This window comes from Vogesella amnigena, assembly GCF_042648905.1.
In the GTDB taxonomy this organism is placed as follows: domain Bacteria; phylum Pseudomonadota; class Gammaproteobacteria; order Burkholderiales; family Chromobacteriaceae; genus Vogesella; species Vogesella amnigena.
The window spans coordinates 1-17,875 of sequence record NZ_JBHRYH010000043.1 but is presented as its reverse complement, the minus strand read 5'-3'; the positions used below and the strand labels follow the sequence as shown (position 1 = coordinate 17,875).

Sequence of the window (17,875 nt, the reverse complement as noted above, 5' to 3'; positions counted from 1 at the left end):
GAGCAATGCAATTTTCCGAACAATGGCTGCGTAGCCGTGTGAATCCGTCGCTGTCCACCGACGAGCTGTCCTACCTGCTGACCATGGCGGGCCTGGAAGTGGAAGAAGTACAGCAAGCCGCGCCGGCTTTCAGCGGCGTGGTGATTGCCGAAGTCAAAGAGTGCGTGAAGCACGAAAACGCCGACCGCCTGCGCGTAACCAAGGTGGACGTGGGTACCGGCGAGCTGGTGCAGATCGTGTGCGGCGCACCGAACGTGGCAGTGGGCGTGAAAATCCCGTGCGCGCTGCCGGGCGCCGTTCTGCCGGGCGATTTCAAGATCAAGCCCACCAAGATGCGTGGCGTGGAATCCGGCGGCATGCTGTGTTCCGGCAAGGAACTGGGTGTACCGGACGAAGTGGACGGCCTGCTGCTGCTGCCGGCCGATGCACCGGTAGGGCAGAGCATCCGTGACTACCTGGGCCTGGACGATGCGCTGTTCACCCTGAAGATCACCCCCAACCGCGCCGACTGCCTGTCGCTGCGCGGTATCGCCCGCGAAGTGGCCGCGCTTACCGGCGCGCCGCTGGCACCGCTGGCAATCAATGCGGTTACCCCGCAGTGCGACGATAAGCGCGCTATCCGCATCGATGCGGCCAACGCCTGCGGCCGCTACATCGGCCGCGTCATCAAGGGCGTGAACGCCGCCGCGGCTACCCCGGAATGGATGCGCCGCCGCCTGGAACGCTCCGGCCTGCGCCCGATTTCCGCCATCGTGGACATCACCAACTACGTGCTGCTGGAACAGGGCCAGCCGATGCATGCCTTCGATCTGGCCAAGCTGGACGGCGGCATCAACGTGCGCTTTGCCCGTGACGGCGAAAAGCTGGTGTGCCTGAACGAAAAAGAGGTGGCGCTGACGCCGGAACTGCTGGTGATCGCCGATGACAGCAAGCCGCTGGCCATCGCCGGCATCATGGGCGGGCTGGAAAGCGGCGTGACCACCGAGAGCCGCGACATCTTCTTCGAAAGCGCGTTCTTCAACCCGGAAATCATCGCCGGCAAGGCGCGTGAGCTGGGCTTTGGTTCCGATTCCTCCTACCGCTACGAGCGCGGCGTGGACTTCCAGCTGCAGCAGGAAGCCATCGAGCGAGCCACCGCGCTGACACTGGAAATCTGCGGCGGCGTGGCTGGCCCGCTGGTGGAAACCGTGGCGGAACTGCCGGCGCGCAACCGTGTGAAGGTACGCACCGCCCGCGTGGCCAAGGTGCTGGGCGTAACGTTGGCCGCAGCCGACATCGCCGCCATCTTCACCCGCCTGGGCTTTGTGTTCGACGTGGTGGAAGACGGCTTCGTGGTGGAGGCGCCGAGCTTCCGTTACGACATCGCCATCGAGGAAGACCTGATCGAGGAAATCGCCCGCGTATATGGTTACGACGCGATTCCGTCCGATGCACCGCGCTCGCGTCTGGCCATGCTGCCGCAGCCGGAAACCCTGCGCCCGCGCAGCGAAGTGCGCCGCCTGCTGGCTGGCCGCGATTTCCAGGAAATCGTCAGCTACGCCTTTGTGGAAGAAAAGTGGGAGCGCGATTTCGCCGGTAACAGCAACCCGGTGCGTCTGCAGAACCCCATCGCCAGCCAGATGAGCGTGATGCGCTCCAGCCTGATCGGCGGCCTGGTGGACGTGCTGGTCGGCAACCTCAACCGCAAGCACAACCGCGTGCGCGTGTTCGAGATTGCCCGTGTATTCCTGAAACAGGCTGATGGCAGCCTGCTGCAGCCGGAACGCGTGGCCGGCCTGGCCTACGGCAGCCGCGTGGCCGAGCAGTGGGCCAGCAAGGCCGAGCGTGTCGATTTCTACGACGCCAAGGCCGATGTGGAGGCATTGCTGTATCCGCGCGTGGCCGAATATCGCAAGGGCGAGCATCCGGCGTTCCACCCGGGCCGTTGTGCCGAGGTGGTGCTGGATGGTGCCGTGGTGGGCCATGTGGGCGAACTGCACCCGCGCTGGGTGCAGGCTTACGGCCTCAGTACCGCGCCGGTGCTGTTCGAACTGGCTGCCGAGGTAGTGGAGCAGAGCCGCCGCGTGGCCGTGCAGCCGGTAAGCAAGTTCCAGCCGGTGCGTCGCGACCTGGCGCTGGTGGTGGCCGAAGAGGTGACGCTGGCCAGCCTGCAGCAGGCCATGCTGGCTGCCGCACCGGAGTTCGTGCGCGAACTGGCGCTGTTCGACGTGTACCGTGGCAAGGGTGTGGAAGACGGCAAGAAGAGCCTGGCGCTGCGCATCATCATGCAGGCGGCGGATCGCACCCTGGTGGACGAGGAAGTGGAGCAGGGCGTGGCCGCCATGCTGGCTGCCGCCCAGGCCGCCGGTGCGGAACTGCGCGCCTGAGTCTGCATCAATAACCGTTGGCCGCCCGCTGCTGCGGGCGGCCTGTTCAAGCAATACAAGTTGTAGTGAGGAGTAGTCATGACTTTGACCAAGGCCGAGTTGGCCGATCTCTTGTTCGATAAAGTGGGCCTGAACAAGCGCGAAGCCAAAGACATGGTGGAATCGTTTTTTGAAGAGATCCGCTCCACGCTGGAATCCGGTACCAGCGTGAAATTGTCCGGTTTCGGAAATTTCCAGTTGCGCGACAAACCGCAGCGCCCGGGCCGCAACCCGAAAACCGGCGAAGAGATTCCCATCACCGCCCGCCGCGTGGTAACTTTCCACGCTAGCCAGAAACTCAAGGGAATGGTTGAACTCTATCATGCCGACAAACAAGGCTGAGCTGCCGCCGATCCCGGCCAAACGCTACTTTTCCATTGGTGAGGTCAGCGAGCTGACCGGAGTCAAACAGCATGTGCTGCGCTACTGGGAGCAGGAGTTCTCCGAGTTGCGCAATGTCACGCGCCGCGGCAACCGCCGCTACTACCAGCATGCGGAAGTGCTGCTGGTGCGTCGCATCCGCGAGCTGCTGTATGACGACGGTTTTACCCTGCACGGTGCACGCCAGCGCCTGTCCAGCGACGAGCCGGCGCCGATGACCGCGCAGCAGGTACGCGCGGAACTGCAGGCAGTAGTGGATTGGCTGGATATCTCGCTTGGCAAGAATTGATTCATTGCCTATAATTGTCCCCTCTTTCGTCGGGGCGTAGCGCAGCCTGGTAGCGCACCTGCATGGGGTGCAGGGGGTCGGAAGTTCGAATCTTCTCGCCCCGACCAAAGAACCCGTTTCAGACAAAAAAGCCATCCATACGGATGGCTTTTTTGTTTTCGGATGCGCTGGCTCGATAGCAGAGTTTGATTATCTTCTCTGTCCTGGCTGTTCCGCACGCTACCCGCTGGCAACCGCGCTTGTTGCCAGCCGTTGCTTTCAATCCCGGTAAACGTCCTTACGGTTGCCGACTTCAAGCACCAGCACAATCAGTTCCCCATCACGAATCTCGCAGACGACGCGGTAATCACCTACACGGTAGCGCCATAGCCCGCCCATCGGACCGGTGAGCGCCTTGCCGGCAACCCTGGGATCATCTGCGCTGGAAATGCGTTCATCCATATAGTCCAGGATGCGGCGTGCGATAGGCTTGTCCAGCTTCTTCAACTGGCGCAGCGCAGAATCCGCGTACTTAATCGTCCAGGCCAAGTTCAGCCCTCACCTCAGCGGCAGAATGTACCCGTTCCTGACCAGCGCGGATGCGTTCCAGCACATCGGCAGCAAGGTAGTAGTCTTCCAAGTCACTCAGCCCCTGCTCAATGAGGCTCTTGAGATAGAAGGTTTTCGAGCGGCCTGTCTGCTTTGCCAGGAAGTTCAGCCGGCGTTCCGTTTCGTCATCCAGGCGGATGGAAGTTGCCATGATAGGCTCCTTGAATACTTGTAATACGAGTATCAGTTTATACCAACACGACTGGCGAGCTGCAGAAAGATGTAAGGTCAGACGGATTTTCTGCGTTATATCAGTTCACGGCGGGCGACTCTCTTCAGCCGATTCATGCGTGCCGGCAGTTTTGCCAATGAATGTCACTTGTCGATCATCATGATCCGGCATGCTGCATACTTTCCTGCTTACCGCTTAATGGCTAACGGAGATCAAGATGAAACACTGGCTGTGTGCCTTCACACTGGCGGCATTGCCGCTGCTGGCGCAGGCGGAGAAGGTGGGCGACGTGTCCACCGCCTTCAAGCTGATCGGGCCCAATCACAAGATCGTGGTGGAGGTGTTCGACGATCCACTGGTCAGTGGGGTGAGTTGCTACCTGTCGCGCGCCAAGACCGGCGGCGTGTCCGGTGCGCTGGGGCTGGCCGAGGACAAGGCGGAGGCGTCGGTGGCCTGTCGCCAGGTGGGGCAGATCGCCTTCAAGGGGCCGCTGCCGCAGGAGGACGAGGTGTTCACCGAGCGCGCTTCCATCCTGTTCAAGCATGTGCGCGTGGTACGCATGGTGGATCCTCGCCGCAACACGCTGGTCTACCTGGTGTATTCCGACCGGCTGATCGACGGCAGCCCGAAGAACAGCGTTACCGCGGTACCGGTGCCGGTGGCGCTGAAGATTCCGCTGAAGTAAGACTTGCGGCCAACCCCGGCCATTGAAAAACCGCCCTGGCGCATATTGCGGCAGGGCGGTTTTGTTTTCAGCGCGGTCCAGGGTTGGCCGCATGCGGTTTCAAGCGCTGAACGAGAAGCTGCGCAGGGTGTAGGGCTGCTCGCCCAGTTGCGCTTCTCGCCGTGCCAGGGTGACGACGTGTTCGTGCTGTGGCGAGCGCTCGCATACCGGGTCCAGCGTGTCGGCGCTGCCGGCCAGCGCCAGCGCCTGGCAGCGGCAGCCGCCGAAGTCGCGCTCCTTGTGCTCGCAGCCGCCGCAGGGTTCCGGCATCCAGCTGCTGCCGCGATAGGCGGCAAAGGCGGGTGAGTCGTACCAGGCCGCGTGCAGGGTGCTGTGCGGCACGCGCGGGAACTGCAGGTGCGCCAGTGTCTGCGCCGCGTGGCAGGGCAGCAGGGTGCCATCCGGCATCACGTTGAGAAAACGCTGCGCCCAGCCGCCCATGCAGGCCTTGGGGCGGCGCGCGTAGTAGTCGGGGATCACGTAGTCGATCACCATGCGGCCGCGGGTTTGCTCGCGCCACTGCGTTACGCAGGCGGTCATCGCGTCCAGCTGTGCTTCGCTGGGAATCAGCGCCGCGCGGTTCTGCAGCCCCCAGCCGTAGTACTGGGTGTTGGCCACTTCCACCCGGGCGATGCCGTGCTGGTCGGCGTAATGCAGCATGGCGTCCAGCTCGTGGGCATTGCTGCGGGTGATGACGAAGTTCAGCGTCAGCGCCAGCCCGCTTTGCTGTACCAGTGCCAGTGCAGCCTGTTTTTTTGCCACGCCGCCGCGAAAGCCGGACAGCCTATCCGCCTGCGTATCCTCCAGCCCCTGGAAGCTCAGCTGCACGTGGTTGAGGCCGGCTTGCTGCAATGCGGCCAACCTGGACGCATCCAGCAGCACGCCGGAGGTGATCAGGTTGCTGTACAGCCCCAGTTCGCTGGCGTAGGCCACCAGCTCGGTGAGGTCGCTGCGCGCCATCGGTTCGCCACCGGAAAAATGCACCTGCAGCATGCCCATGTCGGCGGCCTGGCGCAGTACCTCGCGCCAGCCGGCGGTATCCAGCTCCTGGCTGGCCGGGGTCAGCGCCAGCGGGTTGGAGCAGTAGGCGCAGCGCAGCGGGCAGCGGTGGGTGAGCTCCAGCAGGATGGCCAGCGGCGGTTCCGGCTGGCGCGAGGAGGTCGAATCAGTTGTGCTCGAAGCAGTCGCAGTGGTGTCAGTCATGGCGCAGAAAGCCCTTCTCGCTCATGGTGGTGAACAGCGCCAGCACGTCCTGCTGCACGGTGGCCAGCGGCGCGGCGAATTCTGCGGCCAACCCTTCGCACAGCTGGCCGATGTTCACGCCGGCGCTGCGCTCCAGGCACAGCCGCGCCAGCTCGTCGATGATCAGCATGCGTTCCGGCCCCAGCAGCACCCAGCGCTGGCGTACCTTGTCGTGCTGCAGCCGGGTGCCGGGCGCCAGCCGCACGCTGTCGGCGAGGCTCAGCATGGCGGCTGCGCCGGGTTGAAGGCACCGGGCGGGATCATGCCGGGGGCCACGTAGGCGCTGTACAGCGCGTCCAGCTGCGCCCACAGCACATTGCACTTGAAGGTCAGCGCGTCCAGCACGCCTTGCTGCTCGGCCACGGTCTGCGCGTGGCGCTTGATGTAGTCCAGCGCGAAGTCGGCATCGCGCGGCGCCTGCGTCAGGCGACGGCGGAAGTAGGCCAGCACCTTGTCGTCGATAAAGTCATAGTTTTCCAGCAGCCCGACAATGCGCTCACGGTGGATGGCCGGGGCGAACAACTCGGTAAGGCAGGAGGCCACTGCAACCACTGGCGGATGGCGGGCGACGAAGTCCACGTAGGCCTCCACCGCGAACACCGTGGCCGGCAGCGCGCCCTGGCGCGAGATCACGTAGTCGCGCGGCAGGCCCAGGCCGTCGGAGAGCACCAGCCAGCGCTCGATGCCGCCTTCCTCGTCGCCGTAGCCGTCGTGGTCGAGGATGCGTTGCACCCATTCGCGGCGCAGCTCGCGGTCGTGGATGCGGCTGATCAGCGCCGCGTCCTTGCGCGGAATCGCCGCCTGGTAGCAGTAGCGGTTCAGCGCCCAGGCCTGTACCTGGCCGAAGTTCAGCTTGCCGCCGTGCAGCAGGTGGTGGAAAGGGTGCAGGTTGTGATAGCGCGCGTGGCCGATGGTGCGCAGCGCGTCTTCCAGTTCCGCCGGTGACAGCGGGGCAGTGAGTGGCTTATTCAACGCTGAACTCCATGCCGTCGTGCGCCAGCTGCCAGCCGGCGGCGGCGATGGCAGCGCGCTCGGGGCTGTGCGGCAACAGGACGGGGTTGCTGTTGTTGATGTGAATGAAACGCTTGCCGGCCAGCGGCACATCGCGCCACAGCGCCATGCTGCCGGCCTCGCCGCTCATCGGCAGGTGGCCCATGCGCGCGGCGGTCTTGTTGCCGAGGCCGGCGCGGATCATCTCGTCGTCGGTGTAGGTGGTGCCGTCGAACAGCAGGCTGTCGCCGGGGCGCAGCCTGGCCTTGATGTCTGCCGGCAGTGCGGCGCAGCCGGGCAGGTAGATCAGCCGGCCCACGCTGTCGGCGGTGGAAATTGCCAGGCCGATGGTGTCTTCCGCCACGCTGCCAAAGTTGGCCGCAGCCGGATCTTCCAGCCACAGTGCCACCTTGCCGGGAATGGTGAACGCTTCCACCCGCACGCCGCTGTCACGGCCTTCGGCATCCAGCACCGGCTGTTGCGCATCCAGTGCCAGCTTGCGGCGCGGAACCAGCAAATGGTCCAGCACGTTGAACACCGCATTGGCGGCCAGCACGCCCTGCACCCGGCCGGTGGCGTACAGCGCGAAGGGCTGCCCCTCGCGCAATGACAGCAGGCCGGCGATGTGGTCCACGTCGGCATTGGTCAGCAGCACGGCCTGGATGGGGGTGGAACGCGGAAAGTGTTGCGGTTGCAGCGCCGGCGTGGCCGCCAGCTGCTGGCGGATGTCGGGCGAGGCATTGATCAGCACCCAGTGCGCGCCATCGGCCGACACGGCGATGGAAGACTGTGTCTGCGGGGCCAGCCGTCCTTCACGGGCGGCGCGGCAGGCATCACAGCCACAGTTCCATTGCGGCAGACCGCCGCCCGCCGCTGCACCCAGCACGATGACGCGCAACATGATGGCTGCCTCAGCGCTCGGCGCACATGTAACAGTTGATTTCGCAGCCGAGGGATACTTCGATCACTTGCGGGGTTGTCCAGGTACGCATGGGATTCTCCTGACGATAAGTGGATTGCCGGATGGCCAGACCACTATAAGAAGCCCATAGGGAGGGGGGAATGCGACTTTAGTCGCAGCGGGGAGGGAGATCCGCTGCGCGGATGATGTTTGAAGTCGCCGGTTCCGCCCGGCGGACGGGGTACTTTCTTTTGCTTCGCCAAAAGAAAGTACCCAAAGAAAAGGCGACCCGGCGGCTGCTCGAAACCCCGTGCAAAAAGGCACGCCCCAGGCGCCGCCGAACTCGTCCCTCGCTAACGGCTCGGGACTCAGACAGATCGGCGTCTTAAAACCTGGGGCGCACCATTTTGCACGGCTCGCGCCAACGGGATTGGGGCACGTCGGTTCGGTTCTATTTTTTGGAAGGTTGTTCTGGTGAAAGCTTAGTGTGCCTAACCTCGTAGGGCGGGTTGGCCGCAGGCCATACCCGCGTAATGCTGGCGATGCACGCGGGTATGAACCGCTGGTTCAACCCGCCCTACCGTTGGGGGCCTGGCGGATAGGGTGGGCAGGTGGCAGCGTTATGTTTGTTCCTCATCCAGCCAGGCAAGCTGGCCGTGGCAGGCGTCGTTGAGGGCCTGTTGCAGTGGCTCGGCCTGGTCGGCCACGATGCGGAAGCAGCAGCGCACGTTATCTTCGTGTACCACTTCCAGCAGCTCGGCCTGCTGGCGCGCCAGCAGGCGGCGCACCGTGCCTTCCTGCGGGTAGGGGAAACGGCAGTGCAGTTGCCGCAGCACCTGGCGCTGCTGGCGCGGTACGCCGTCCAGTGCGCGCGCCACGCTGTCGGTGTAGGCGCGCACCAGGCCGCCGGCGCCCAGCTTCACGCCGCCGTAGTAGCGCACTACGGTGGCCAGCACGCCATCCAGCTGCTGGTGGCGCAGCACTTCCAGCATCGGGCGGCCGGCGGTGCCGGAGGGCTCGCCGTCATCGTTGGCCGCGCTGTGGCCGCCGGCCAGCAGCGCCCAGCACACGTGGGCGGCAGCGGGATGGGCGGCCTTCAGCTCGGCTACGCGCGCCAGTGCGCCGGCGCGGTCGGCCATTGGCTCGACGCAGCCCAGGAAGCGGCTTTTCTTGATTTCCAGCTCGGCATGGCCGGCGTGCTGCAGGGTGTACGACATGGTTCCGGGTTGGCCGCATGGCCGCTTGGGCGGGGCGCCAGTTTACAGCTGATAGGCCACTTCCGCGCGGGTGCCGCCGTCGTGGTAGCCCACCTGCTGGCACAGGCGGTGGATCAGCGCGATGCCGCGGCCATGCTTGGCGTCGTCCGCCTGGCCTGGCTGGGCGGACAGATCGAACCCACCGCCGCTGTCCTTTACCGACAGCCGCAGCAGGCTGCCATCCCGCCACATCGCCACCTGGATGCTGCCCTGCTGCAAGGCGGCCAGGCGCTGCTGGCGCTGGGTCAGGTAGTGGATGAAGCCGTTGCTGCTGTCCTTGTCGGCGGAATCCAGCGCCAGCAGGCCGTGATCCAGCGCGTTGTTGAACAGCTCCGACACCACCAGCAGCATGTCGCTGAACTGCTGCTCGTTCAGGCCGATCTGGTTGAGCCAGCCCAGCAGTGTGGGCATGCCCAGGTCTTCGCGCAGTTCCTTGGGGCCGAAGCTCAGGCGGATCTCCCAGTTGTCCAGATGGGTGAAGCCGCTGGGCTGGGCATGCACCACCGCCGGCTGGCTATCGTTGCTGCACGGGGCAATCACCACCGAGATATCGTCGGCGTTTTCCTGCTCGCCCAGGTTGCGGCTGACGGTACCTGCCACCTGGTCGATGACCTTGTCCGGCAGCGGTCTGGCCAGCAGGCGGGTGATCTGCGCCAGGTCCAGCAGCTGGCCGTTGCTGTCCAGTGCCTCGGTGAGGCCATCGGAGCACACCATCACGCGGCCGGGCTGGTTCCAGCGGAACACCTCCACCGCCGGGTCGAAGTCGGCATTGGGCAGGATGCCCAGCGGCGGGTGGCTGGAAACGAACTGCTTTTCCACCTCGCCCCGCTCGTTGATGAAGGCGGCAAACGGCAGGCCGCCGTTCCACACCGTGACGGTGCGCTCCTGCGGCGAGATGGCCACCAGCGTGGCGGCCACGAAGCGGCCCACCGGTAGCTGCTGCTTGAGTTTCTTGTTGATTTCGCGGGCAATGGCGTGGATGCCGAAGCCCTTCTGCGTCATGGCGTAGAACACGGTGGCGGCGGGCAGGCAGGCAATCGCCGCCGCCAGCCCGTGGCCGGTGCTGTCGGCCAGCATGAAGTGCAGGGTATCGGTTGGCGATTTGGCGGCGGTGATGATGTCGCCGCTGAACTGCACCGTGGGGCGTATCCACTGCTCCAGCGTGTCGTCCTGCCGGTCGCCATACAGGTTATGCAGCACGTGCTGGGCCAGCTGCTGTTCCATCTGGTTGGCGTGGTAGTAGGCTTCCAGCCGCTGGGCATCCTGGGCGATGCGCTGCTGCATCTCGGCGATACGCACCATTACCCGGATCTTGGCGGCCAGCAGCTTGGTGTCCACCGGCTTGGTCAGGTAGTCGTCGCCGCCGGCGGCCAGGCCGGTGAGCACGTCTTCCTGCTCGCTCTTGCCGGTCAGGAAGATGATGGGTATCCATTGCCGCGTATAGCGTTCGCGCAGCAGCCGCGTGGTGGTGAGGCCATCCATCACCGGCATGATCACATCCATCAGGATCAGGTCCGGCAGCTGCGCCTCGCAGCAGGCCAGAGCCTCGGCGCCATCGCCGGCTTCGGTCACCAGGTGGCCCAGGTTGTGAATCAGGCGGGCAATCACCAGGCGGTTGACCTTGCTGTCGTCAACCACCAGCACGTTCAGCTGACGCATGCTGGCCCCTTAGTCGATCTGGAAGAATTTGTCGAAACAGGCAATGGCCAGTATCTGGCGCAGTGCCGGACGGGCATTGGTGATCAGCAGTTTGTAGCCGCGTGGCGCGGCCTGCTCGCGCAGTACCAGCAGCATGCCCAGTGCCGAGCTGTCCAGGTAGTCGGTGTCCTGCAGGTCGATTTCCACGCTCTGTATGCTGTCGCTGGCAAGGATCGCCCGGCAGGCTGCGTGAAAATCGCTATGCAGCGAAAAATTGAAATGGCCGCGCACGTGGATGCTGGCTTCCTTGCCCCGCAACTGGTAACTCAATGGCATGTCTACTGTCCTTGCTATGGCAGTGCACCGCCGACAGCGGTGGAATGTCGGATATTGTAAGTAAAGGTGTCCGCGTGGTCATCCGCCATGGTACGACAAAAAAAAACGGCCCGGCGCCGGGGAGGGCGCGGGCCGGGCCTGCAGGGCAGGTTGGGAGAGAAACGGTCAGGCCGGGAAGGGCCAATCAGGCGTTGGCCGCGTCCGGGGTTTTCTTCAGCACGCCCAGCAGCACGGCGGTGAGTGCGGTGCCGGCCAGCAGCGCCACGATGTACATGCCCAGGTTGCTTACCGCATTGGGAATCGGCAGCACGAACACGCCGCCGTGCGGCACGCGCAGCTCGCAGCCGGAGGCCATGGAGATGGCGCCGGCCAGTGCCGAGCCGGCCACCAGCGACGGGATCACGCGCAGCGGGTCCTTGGCGGCGAACGGGATGGCACCTTCGGTAATGAAGGAGATGCCAAGCACGCCGGCTGCCTTGGCGCCTTCGCGCTCATCGGCGGAGAAGCGGTTCTTGAACAGCAGCGCAGCCAGCGCGATGCCCAGCGGCGGGGTCATGCCGGCGGCCATTACCGCGGCCATCGGCGCGTACACCTGGCTGGCGATCAGGCCGGTAGCGAAAGTGTAGGCCGCCTTGTTGATCGGGCCGCCCATGTCGAAGGCCATCATGCCGCCCAGGATCATGCCCAGCAGCAGTGCGCTGCTGCCCTGCAGGCCTTTCAGCCATTCGGTTACCACGCCCAGCGCCGCCGCTACCGGCTGGCCCAGCACGTAGTACATCAGCAGGCCGACGATGGTGGTACCCAACAGCGGCAGGATCAGCACCGGCTTGAGGCCATCGAAGTTGCGGCCAAGCTGGATCTTCTCGTTGAGGTATTTCACCGAGTAGCCGGCAATGAAGCCAGCCACGATGCCACCGAGGAAGCCGGAGCCGATGGCGCCGGCAATCATGCCGCCAGCCATGCCGGGGGCGATGCCGGGGCGGTCGGCGATGGAGTAGGCGATATAGCCGGCCAGAATCGGCACCATCAGCGCGAAGGATGCCTTGGCGCCGATATTGAACAGCGTCCAGCCCAGGGTGCCCTTGAAGGCGTCTTCATACACATAGATGCCGCCCAGTGCGAAGCCTAGTGCGATCAGCAGGCCGCCGGTCACCACGAAGGGCAGCATGAAGGACACGCCGGTCATCAGGTGCTTGTAAGCGCTGCTGCGTTCCTTGCTGCTGCTGGCCGCAGCGGCTGCGGCATTGCCGCTGCCCTGGCCGCCGGCTGCTGCTGCCTGCAGTTTCGCGTTGGCGTTGGCGTTGTTGATCAGCGCCTTGCCGTCGTTGATTGCCGCCTTGGTGCCGCTCATGAACACGCGCTTGCCGGCGAAGCGGCTGGTGTCCACCTGGGTGTCGGCGGCGATGATCACCAGATCGGCGCCGGCGATGTCGGCCGAGGTGAGGGCATTTTGCGAACCAACCGAGCCCTGGGTTTCCACCTTGATGCGGTGGCCCAGCGCCTCGGCGGCGCCGCTCAGGCCTTCGGCCGCCATGAAGGTGTGGGCGATGCCGGTGGGGCAGGAGGTAATGGCGACGATGGACAGCGTCTGGCTGGCCGCGGCAGCCTGCGTGCCATTCAGCGCCGCGCTCAGCACGGCGGCCGGGTCGGCCAGCACCGCTTCCAGCGAGGCGCTGTGTTCGCGCTTGCCGCTGAAGCGGGCATCGCTGCCGCTGCCGCCAACGCGAATCACCTGCTGCGCGGCGGCCAGTTCAGCCTCGCTCAGCGGGTCCTGCACGCCTTGTGCGGTATGGGTTTCGATGCGGATGGCCTGCCCAAGCTGTTTGGCAGCCTTGCGCAGCGCCTCGGCAGCCAGCAGGCTCTGGGTGCTGCGATCCGGGCAGGTGAGTACGGCCAGCAGTGATGACATTTATGTCTCCTCTCGTTGTGCTGCTGTAGAACGCTTGGCAACTCCCCGCGTGAAGCCGGGTTTTGCGTGGCGCCCTGAAATATCCGGCTCGCCCGGTGTGTTGTAGGGGGCGGTACGAGCCGGATGAATCTGTAAGGTTGGCCGCAAGGCGGCCTACACCGCCTGCAGCTGTACTTGTTCCAGCAAGGCCTTCACTTCCGCCCGTGGCGGCAGGTGTGGTCCTAGTCGCTGCAGCTTGGCGGCGGCAAAGGCGGTGCCGAGGCGCAGTGCCTGCGGCCAACTCTGGTCGGCGTGGCGCGCGGCTACCATGCCGGCCACCAGCGCATCGCCGGCGCCCACGGTACTCAGCGGGGTGATGCGCAGCGGGCTGGCCAGCCAGCAGCCATCCTGGCGGGTGGACAGCAGCGCGCCGTCGCCACCCAGCGATACCACCACGGTGGCGATGCCACGCTGGTTGAGGCGGCGCGCCTCGGCGGCGATATCGGCGATGCTGGGCAGTGCGCGGCCAAGCCACTCTTCCAGTTCGTGGCGGTTGGGCTTGATCATTGCCGGCAGGGCTTCGTCCTGCGCCAGCACCTGCGCCAGCGCCTCGCCGCTGGTGTCCAGCACCACTTCGGCGCCCAGCGCCTTGAGTTCGCGCAGCAGCGGCAGGTAGCCGACCGCTTGCAGTGCCGGCGGCAGGCTGCCGGCCAGCACCACGATCTGGCCGTCTTCCACCAGGTGTTGCAGCTGCTCGATCAGCTGCGGCAGCGCGCTGTCCGGCACGTCCACGCCGGGCAGGTTCACATCGGTGGTGTCCAGGGTGTCCTGCGCCACCAGCTTGATATTGGTGCGGGTGCTGCCCGGCAGGCGCAGGAAGCGGTCGGCGATGCCCTTGCCTTCGAACAGGCTGGCAAAGGCCCCGGCGTTGTCGCGGCCCAAGAGGCCGCTGGCCATTACCGGCACGCCCCAGTCGGCCAGGCAGCTGGCCACGTTCACGCCCTTGCCACCCGGGGTCTGCGCCGCGTCCTGTGCCACGTTGACGCGGCCAACTTCCAGGCTGGCGAGGCGAATGGTGTGATCCAGCGCCGGGTTCAGCGTGATGGTCAGCACCTGGCGGCTCATGCCTCCACCTCTTCGCGTACCGATTCCAGGCGGGCGGCCAGCGCGCGCACCGCGCCCACGTCCGGGCAACGCAGTGCATCGGCGGCCAGGCGGGCCAGGTGACCGCTGCTGCAGCGGCGCAGCATGGCTTTCACGCTGGCGATGTCGCGCTGGCTCATCGACAGCTCCTGCACGCCGAGGCCGGCCAGGATGGCGGCGCCCAGCGGGTCGCCGGCGATGCCGCCGCACACGCCTACCCAGCGGTTGTGGCGGCTGGCGCCTTCCACCGTCTGGCGGATCATGCGCAGCACCGCCGGGTGCAGTGCGTCGGCTTCGCGCGCCAGCTCCGGGTGCTGGCGGTCGATGGCCAGCACGTACTGGGTGAGGTCATTGGTGCCGATGGAGAAGAAGTCGACGTGTTCGGCCAGCTGGTCGGCCATCGCCACCGCCGCCGGCACTTCCACCATGATGCCCAGCGGCACTTCCGGTGCGGCCAACTCCTGGCGGATGCGCTCGCATACCGCGCGCAGTGCCTTGACCTCCTCCAGGCTGGTGATCATCGGGAACATGATGGACAGCGGGCCGTGGCTGGCGGCGCGGTAGATGGCGCGCAGCTGCGGCTCCAGCAGGTCCGGGCGGCGCAGCAGCAGGCGTACGCCGCGCACCCCCAGGAACGGGTTTTCCTCGTGCGGTAGGTTCAGGTACGGCACCTGCTTGTCTCCGCCGATATCCAGGGTGCGGATGATCAGCGGCTTGCCCTCAAGCGCGTCCAGCATGCCGCGGTAGGTCTGGTACTGCTCGTCTTCGCTCGGGGCACTGTCGCGCTCCAGGTACAGGAATTCGGTACGCATCAGGCCCACGCCTTCGGCACCGGCCTTCATCGCGGCGGCAGCCTGGTCCGGGTGGTTGGCGTTGGCCGCAACCTCGATGCGCTTGCCGTCCTGGGTGGTGGCCGGCGCAAGCGCAGCGGCGGCGCTGTTGCGCGCGGCTTCCTGCTGGCGGGTAATCCACTGGCGGGCGCTGGCGAGGTCGGCTTCGTCGGCATTCAGATACAGGCGGCCGCTGTCGCCATCGACGATGGCGGTGGCGCCATCCGGCAGGTCCAGCAGCGAGGCGCCCAGCGCCACCAGCGCCGGCATGCCCAGGGTGCGGGCGATGATGGCGGTGTGCGAGGACGGGCCGCCCTGTGCGGTGCACAGGCCGATGATGCGTTGCGGGTCCAGCGCGGCGGTGTCGGACGGGGTGAGGTCGGCGGCAGCGATAATCAGGTTGTCGCCTTCATCCAGCGGCTTGCGGCGGGCGCCCAGCTCCGGCGCCAGCTTGTCCAGCACGCGCAGGCCCACGTCGCGCAGGTCGGCGGCGCGAGCGGCCAGCAGCGGGTTGCCCAGCGCGGCCAGGCGCTCGGCCAGGCGGCTTACCGCCTGGTGCCAGGCCCAGGCCACGCCGTGGCCTTCCACCATCAGCTGGCAGGTAAGGGTAATCAGATCGGTGTCGTTCAGCAGCTCGGCCTGGGCGCGGAAGATACCGGCCTCGGTAGCGCCCATGCGCTTGCCGGTGGCAGCCGCCAGATCCTGCAGCTCCTGGCGGGTAGCGGCCAACGCCGCGTCCAGCTGGTCGCCGCCGGTGCCCAGCAGCACCGGGTGATCCGGCACCTCCAGCACCGAAGGCTTGAGCACGCGTAGCTGGCCGATCGTCAGGCCCGGGCTGGCGGCAATGCCGTCCAGCGCCAGCGGCTTGCCAGCCGGTTGCCACAGCGCGCGGCGTGCCTGTGCCTGTTGCTGCTTCGCGGCCTTGTCGGCCTGTTCCTGTTCGGCGGCGGTGAGGCCGCTCATCACCGCTTTCAGCGCTGCCAGCAGTGCCTCGGCATCCGGGCCTTCGGCGGAAACATGCAGGGTTTCATTGTGGGCAATGCCCAGCTGCAGCAGCGCGATCAGGTTCTTGCCGTCACCGCTTTCTTCGCCTTTGCGCACCCGTACGTTGGCCGCAAAGCGGCGGGCGGTTTCCACCCACTGCTGGGCCGGGCGGGCGTGCAGGCCGTTGGGGTAGTCCATGACCCAGTCGAAGCCATGGGCGAAGTCGGCAACCTGCTCGGCGGGTGCGGCGGCCGGCGCCTGTTGCTCCAGTGCGGCCAGCAGGTCGGCCGGGTGCGGGGTATCAAACAGGCGGCCCAGCGCGGCTTCGTCCTGCAGCAGGCGGGTAAGGCGGCGCAGCAGCGCCAGGTGTTCGTCGGACTGGGCGGCAATGGCAAACACCAGGTGCACGGTCTGGCCCGGGTTCCATTCGATACCGCCCGGCACCTGCAGCACGGCAATGGCGGTGCTGTGGATCAGGTGGCGGTGTTCGATCATGCCATGGGGGATGGCCACACCATGACCCAGGTAGGTATTGGCAACGTTTTCACGTGCCAGCAGGCTGTCTACATACGCCGGGTCGATATGACCGGCGGCAGCCAGGAGTTGGCCGGCTTCCCTGATGGCTTGGGCCTTGCTGGCCGGGGCGGCACCAAGGCGTACCAGTTCGGGGCGGATCAGCGTGCTGGACATGGTGAAGTCTCCTGTGTCTGGATTTGTTTGCGTGCATTGAAATCGATACCAATTTTTGTGTCAATAAAGATTTGGATTTCGGTGTAACATCTTGGCCAATAATGCAACGGACCAAGATATGGCTAGTTGCAATCGATACCGGAGAAAGCGGATGGCAAAAATCAAGGATGTGGCGGAACTGGCCGGCGTGTCGGTTTCCACGGTATCCCGCGTGCTGTGCAACGGCCCGGTGAGCGACAAGGTACGCAAGCGGGTGGAGGCGGCCATGGCCAAGCTGGATTACCGACCCAATCTGGCGGCGCGCCGCCTGCGTTCACAGCACACCGACACTATAGGATTGATCGTGTCGGATATCCGTAACCCGTTTTTTACCGCCGTTAGCCGGGCAGTGGAGGACGAAGCGTATCGAAACGGGATGCGCGTGATCCTGTGCAATACCGACGAAGACCCGGAGAAGGAAGCCATGTACCTGCGGCTGATGCGCGAGGAACGCGTCACCGGGGTGATCCTGGCGCCCACCCGCCACAGCGCCGCCGCGCTGGATACCGACATGCTGGGCTTTCCGGTAGTGATGATCGACCGCACCCCGGCGCAGGGCGATGGCGATGCGGTGGTGCTGGACAACCGCCGCGCTGCCGCACAGCTGGTGGAGCACCTGCTGGCCGCCGGCTACCGCGATATCGGCGGCCTGTTCGGCAATACCAGCAGCACCGGCGCCGAGCGCCACGCCGGCTTTGCCGAGGCACTGCACCATGCCAGCCTGCCGGCGCCGGCACGCTTCGTGCCGCCCAGCGTGGAGGCAGCCGAGGCGGCGGTAAGCGCCTGGCTGGCCGAGCCGGACCGCCCGCGCGCGCTGCTGATCAGTAACGGTATTTTCCTGCTGGGCGCGGTGCGCGCCATCAAGGCCGCCGGCCTGCGCCTGCCGCAGGACCTGGCGCTGGCCGGCTTCGACAACGAAGTGTGGACCAGCCTGATCGACCCCGGTCTGACGGTGATAGAGCAGCCGGTGGACGAAATCGGCCGCAGCGCCATGGCCATGCTATTGGCGCGGCTGGAAGACCCGGCGCGCAGCCACCGCCACGTGGTGCTGCAGGGCAAGCTGGTACCGCGCGGCAGCAGCGCGCCGCTGCGGCAGTAGCCACCCGGCGTTTTTTCCTGCGCCACGTAAACATCTGGCCACGAAATCCACGAAACGACACGAAAAGACCTATCCCATTTGGTTTTTCTTCCGTGCCTTCCGTGGGTTCCGTGGCAAAAATCGCTTTTCTTGGCCACGAACCCCACGAAACAACACGAAAAGACCTCTCCCACTTGTAATGCCGTTCACTTAAGCAAGTGGACGGCATTTTTCATGGTGCGAATCTTGCTCATATCCCGGCCAAGTTAACTCTGACACTCTGGCTCCAATGGTTGGCAAG

At 65.6% G+C, this 17,875-nt stretch carries 18 protein-coding genes and 1 tRNA gene; 6 read left to right on the top strand and 13 right to left on the bottom strand.

The genetic code is table 11. From position 1 onward, the window contains the following. The first annotated feature begins 5 nt into the window (after positions 1-5). The 4 genes from pheT (at position 6) to ACFOKJ_RS13740 (ending at position 3,182) form a co-directional block, all read left to right on the top strand. A complete protein-coding gene (pheT, locus tag ACFOKJ_RS13755) occupies positions 6-2,366 on the top strand; it encodes a phenylalanine--tRNA ligase subunit beta (RefSeq protein WP_390280561.1) in 2,361 nt (786 codons plus the stop codon). 78 nt (positions 2,367-2,444) lie between these two features. Then, entirely contained in the window at positions 2,445-2,747 is a 303-nt protein-coding gene (locus ACFOKJ_RS13750; RefSeq protein ID WP_390280559.1) for an integration host factor subunit alpha, read from the top strand. After that, positions 2,728-3,075: a MerR family transcriptional regulator gene (locus tag ACFOKJ_RS13745; protein ID WP_390280558.1), complete on the top strand. Its 348-nt coding sequence runs from the start codon at positions 2,728-2,730 to the stop codon at positions 3,073-3,075. The genes ACFOKJ_RS13750 and ACFOKJ_RS13745 overlap by 20 nt, the downstream gene beginning before the upstream one ends. Positions 3,076-3,105: 30 nt before the next feature. Then, positions 3,106-3,182: transfer RNA gene (locus tag ACFOKJ_RS13740), tRNA-Pro, on the top strand. Between the two features lie 151 nt (positions 3,183-3,333). Here ACFOKJ_RS13740 and ACFOKJ_RS13735 read toward each other — a convergent pair. Together ACFOKJ_RS13735 and relB are read right to left on the bottom strand one after the other, a co-directional pair. Next, positions 3,334-3,603 carry a type II toxin-antitoxin system RelE family toxin gene (locus ACFOKJ_RS13735; RefSeq protein WP_390280556.1) on the bottom strand — a complete coding sequence of 90 codons (270 nt, stop codon included), beginning with the start codon at positions 3,601-3,603 and terminating at the stop codon, positions 3,334-3,336. Next, complete coding sequence (gene relB, locus ACFOKJ_RS13730) at positions 3,587-3,814, bottom strand: type II toxin-antitoxin system RelB family antitoxin (protein ID WP_390280554.1); 228 nt, start codon at positions 3,812-3,814, stop codon at positions 3,587-3,589. The genes ACFOKJ_RS13735 and relB overlap by 17 nt, the downstream gene beginning before the upstream one ends. A gap of 238 nt (positions 3,815-4,052) precedes the next feature. Between relB and ACFOKJ_RS13725 the strand changes: the two genes are divergently transcribed. Further along, complete coding sequence (locus tag ACFOKJ_RS13725) at positions 4,053-4,520, top strand: CreA family protein (RefSeq protein WP_449369342.1); 468 nt, start codon at positions 4,053-4,055, stop codon at positions 4,518-4,520. Positions 4,521-4,619: 99 nt separating this feature from the next. Here the strand turns inward: ACFOKJ_RS13725 and pqqE are convergent, their stop codons facing one another. The 11 genes from pqqE to ptsP all read right to left on the bottom strand — a co-directional run bounded on the left by pqqE (position 4,620) and on the right by ptsP (position 16,457). Beyond that, positions 4,620-5,762 (bottom strand): pyrroloquinoline quinone biosynthesis protein PqqE, encoded by a 1,143-nt coding sequence (pqqE, locus tag ACFOKJ_RS13720; protein WP_390280552.1) that lies wholly within the window; start codon positions 5,760-5,762, stop codon positions 4,620-4,622. Continuing rightward, positions 5,755-6,027 (bottom strand): pyrroloquinoline quinone biosynthesis peptide chaperone PqqD, encoded by a 273-nt coding sequence (gene pqqD, locus ACFOKJ_RS13715; protein WP_390280550.1) that lies wholly within the window; start codon positions 6,025-6,027, stop codon positions 5,755-5,757. Before pqqD ends, pqqE begins: the two co-directional genes overlap by 8 nt. Then, positions 6,021-6,773, bottom strand: a complete 753-nt coding sequence (gene pqqC / locus ACFOKJ_RS13710; protein ID WP_390280548.1) for a pyrroloquinoline-quinone synthase PqqC — start codon at positions 6,771-6,773, stop codon at positions 6,021-6,023. The genes pqqD and pqqC overlap by 7 nt, the downstream gene beginning before the upstream one ends. Next, complete coding sequence (pqqB, locus tag ACFOKJ_RS13705) at positions 6,766-7,692, bottom strand: pyrroloquinoline quinone biosynthesis protein PqqB (RefSeq protein ID WP_390280546.1); 927 nt, start codon at positions 7,690-7,692, stop codon at positions 6,766-6,768. The genes pqqC and pqqB overlap by 8 nt, the downstream gene beginning before the upstream one ends. Before the next feature lie 10 nt (positions 7,693-7,702). Next, a complete protein-coding gene (gene pqqA, locus ACFOKJ_RS13700) occupies positions 7,703-7,783 on the bottom strand; it encodes a pyrroloquinoline quinone precursor peptide PqqA (RefSeq protein WP_088964997.1) in 81 nt (26 codons plus the stop codon). A 529-nt stretch (positions 7,784-8,312) separates the two neighbouring features. Further along, positions 8,313-8,909 (bottom strand): IMPACT family protein, encoded by a 597-nt coding sequence (locus tag ACFOKJ_RS13695; RefSeq protein WP_390280544.1) that lies wholly within the window; start codon positions 8,907-8,909, stop codon positions 8,313-8,315. 42 nt (positions 8,910-8,951) lie between these two features. Continuing rightward, entirely contained in the window at positions 8,952-10,607 is a 1,656-nt protein-coding gene (locus ACFOKJ_RS13690) for a SpoIIE family protein phosphatase (protein WP_390280541.1), read from the bottom strand. Between the two features lie 9 nt (positions 10,608-10,616). Next, positions 10,617-10,922 carry an STAS domain-containing protein gene (locus ACFOKJ_RS13685; protein WP_390280538.1) on the bottom strand — a complete coding sequence of 102 codons (306 nt, stop codon included), beginning with the start codon at positions 10,920-10,922 and terminating at the stop codon, positions 10,617-10,619. Between the two features lie 184 nt (positions 10,923-11,106). Continuing rightward, entirely contained in the window at positions 11,107-12,831 is a 1,725-nt protein-coding gene (locus ACFOKJ_RS13680) for a fructose-specific PTS transporter subunit EIIC (protein ID WP_390280535.1), read from the bottom strand. Positions 12,832-12,984: 153 nt separating this feature from the next. Then, positions 12,985-13,935: a 1-phosphofructokinase gene (pfkB, locus tag ACFOKJ_RS13675; RefSeq protein WP_390280532.1), complete on the bottom strand. Its 951-nt coding sequence runs from the start codon at positions 13,933-13,935 to the stop codon at positions 12,985-12,987. Continuing rightward, complete coding sequence (gene ptsP, locus ACFOKJ_RS13670; protein ID WP_390280530.1) at positions 13,932-16,457, bottom strand: phosphoenolpyruvate--protein phosphotransferase; 2,526 nt, start codon at positions 16,455-16,457, stop codon at positions 13,932-13,934. Before ptsP ends, pfkB begins: the two co-directional genes overlap by 4 nt. A 151-nt stretch (positions 16,458-16,608) precedes the next feature. On the opposite strand from ptsP, the gene ACFOKJ_RS13665 reads away from it, so the two are divergent. Then, positions 16,609-17,595, top strand: coding sequence for a LacI family DNA-binding transcriptional regulator (locus ACFOKJ_RS13665; protein WP_390280528.1), 987 nt, complete (start codon positions 16,609-16,611; stop codon positions 17,593-17,595). The last annotated feature ends 280 nt before the right edge of the window (positions 17,596-17,875 follow it).

Bases quoted from the DNA above. Each gene is read 5' to 3' on its own strand.
- pheT (WP_390280561.1), top strand. From the start codon at position 6: ATGCAATTTTCCGAACAATGGCTGCGTAGCCGTGTGAATCCGTCGCTG.
- ACFOKJ_RS13750 (WP_390280559.1), top strand. From the start codon at position 2,445: ATGACTTTGACCAAGGCCGAGTTGGCCGATCTCTTGTTCGATAAAGTG.
- ACFOKJ_RS13745 (WP_390280558.1), top strand. From the start codon at position 2,728: ATGCCGACAAACAAGGCTGAGCTGCCGCCGATCCCGGCCAAACGCTAC.
- relB (WP_390280554.1), bottom strand. From the start codon at position 3,814: ATGGCAACTTCCATCCGCCTGGATGACGAAACGGAACGCCGGCTGAAC.
- ACFOKJ_RS13725 (WP_449369342.1), top strand. From the start codon at position 4,053: ATGAAACACTGGCTGTGTGCCTTCACACTGGCGGCATTGCCGCTGCTG.
- pqqE (WP_390280552.1), bottom strand. From the start codon at position 5,762: ATGACTGACACCACTGCGACTGCTTCGAGCACAACTGATTCGACCTCC.
- pqqD (WP_390280550.1), bottom strand. From the start codon at position 6,027: ATGCTGAGCCTCGCCGACAGCGTGCGGCTGGCGCCCGGCACCCGGCTG.
- pqqB (WP_390280546.1), bottom strand. From the start codon at position 7,692: ATGTTGCGCGTCATCGTGCTGGGTGCAGCGGCGGGCGGCGGTCTGCCG.
- pqqA (WP_088964997.1), bottom strand. From the start codon at position 7,783: ATGCGTACCTGGACAACCCCGCAAGTGATCGAAGTATCCCTCGGCTGC.
- ACFOKJ_RS13695 (WP_390280544.1), bottom strand. From the start codon at position 8,909: ATGTCGTACACCCTGCAGCACGCCGGCCATGCCGAGCTGGAAATCAAG.
- ACFOKJ_RS13690 (WP_390280541.1), bottom strand. From the start codon at position 10,607: ATGCGTCAGCTGAACGTGCTGGTGGTTGACGACAGCAAGGTCAACCGC.
- ACFOKJ_RS13685 (WP_390280538.1), bottom strand. From the start codon at position 10,922: ATGCCATTGAGTTACCAGTTGCGGGGCAAGGAAGCCAGCATCCACGTG.
- ACFOKJ_RS13680 (WP_390280535.1), bottom strand. From the start codon at position 12,831: ATGTCATCACTGCTGGCCGTACTCACCTGCCCGGATCGCAGCACCCAG.
- pfkB (WP_390280532.1), bottom strand. From the start codon at position 13,935: ATGAGCCGCCAGGTGCTGACCATCACGCTGAACCCGGCGCTGGATCAC.
- ptsP (WP_390280530.1), bottom strand. From the start codon at position 16,457: ATGTCCAGCACGCTGATCCGCCCCGAACTGGTACGCCTTGGTGCCGCC.
- ACFOKJ_RS13665 (WP_390280528.1), top strand. From the start codon at position 16,609: ATGGCAAAAATCAAGGATGTGGCGGAACTGGCCGGCGTGTCGGTTTCC.